At 44.7% G+C, this 1,395-nt stretch carries 2 protein-coding genes; both read right to left on the reverse strand.

Features of this window, described 5'->3' with window-relative positions; genetic code table 11:
- Nucleotides 1-107: 107 nt before the first annotated feature.
- Nucleotides 108-566, reverse strand: a complete 459-nt coding sequence (locus DWW77_RS17810; RefSeq protein WP_044961927.1) for a ferritin-like domain-containing protein — start codon at nucleotides 564-566, stop codon at nucleotides 108-110.
- 64 nt (nucleotides 567-630) lie between these two features.
- A complete protein-coding gene (locus DWW77_RS17815) occupies nucleotides 631-1,293 on the reverse strand; it encodes a DUF5110 domain-containing protein (RefSeq protein WP_118609266.1) in 663 nt (220 codons plus the stop codon).
- Between the last annotated feature and the right edge of the window lie 102 nt (nucleotides 1,294-1,395).

The raw sequence follows: 1,395 nt of genomic DNA on the forward strand, positions 1-1,395 counted from the left end.
ATCTAAAGATCTTCCCTCCCCCTGCATAGCAGGGGGTTTATTTTTACTGTCACACAAAACAAAAAAAGGAAGAATTCCATTACTGAAATCCTCCCTTTTTTTATATATCAGAACATTCCGTTCACAGTCTTATATTTGTAAAGCATCTCCGCATGATTCTGCTCTTCCACCTGGATATCTGCCAGAAGCTTCCGCACACCACTGTCTTCAAAAGCAAAAACATCCGAGTTGTATTCTCCGGAAATCAGCTTTTCTGTTCCGATACAGTCTGTTGCAAGAAAAGCATCGTGTTCCTTATCCTCTGAGGACATCACCGATGTGTAAGCAGCCTTTGGCTGGTAATCACGGCCGTCACTGTCATTGCAGTTTACCTGGGGAACTGTACCGGAAAGCACCTGACTCAGGGAATCGTAATGCTCCTGCTCTTTTTTCTGAAGAGTCTGAAATAAGCTTTTAAGCTCCGGATCCCTGGCCTGCTGTGCGTATTTTCCGTATTTTTCAATGCAGCTTTTTTCTTGTGTCTGAAGATCCTGGATCACTGTGCGTTCTTTTTCCTTTAATATCATTATGATCATCCTTTCTTTTGATAATAATGATAGTATGGTTTGGAAACGCGATTTTATTCATATTTTACGCAGTCAGTATCTCCATCAGTGCTCCATAAAGATCCTTGTCCAGCTCCATGGACTGAAGCTCAGATAAAAGAACCGGCAGCTTCTTTCCTGCTGTGATCAGCTGATATAATCTGTCCTTCAGTACAAAACCGATCTCTGCCTGGTTCAGGAAATCAAAGATACGTTTCTCTATACGATTATCCGCTACCTCTCCTGCGAGAATGATCTGCACCTCTGCCGCTGTGTCTGCTTCCACTTCCACACAGATCTTCTGAAGCTTCTCTTCATATTTTACAGCAGCCTCAGTCTCTGCTCCGTTAACCAGAACCTTCACAGTATCTGTTCCTGTTTTCGCAAAATCACAGAACTCCACGGTATAAGCTCTCTTTGCCGGGATCAGCTCTGTTTTTCCCTGTGCGGGATGAATGGTAAACACTCCCTGATCCTTTTCCTTATAATCCATTTCCGTAAATACACAGGCACCATTTTCGTAAGCACAGGTTTCGTTGTCATCCTCATACAATCTGAAGCTTCCGTCAGCACCCGGGAATACCCGGATATTCAGGCTTTCCGGATTCTTTTCCACCTCTGTTCCACGGATCTCATCGGTCATCACCAGAATACCGCCTGCTTTTGCAAGAACCGGGATACTGTCCAGAGTACGGTACATATCCACCATTCGTCCACCCTCATAGCGCAGACCTGTTTGACACTCCCCACAGCTAAAGCAGGGGGATTCTTGCTTCTCCCACTACTGCATTGGCAAACACCTTACGGTACT

It is taken from the genome of Ruminococcus sp. AF17-12 (assembly GCF_003479245.1).
Classification (GTDB): Bacteria; Bacillota; Clostridia; order Lachnospirales; family Lachnospiraceae; genus Blautia_A; species Blautia_A fusiformis.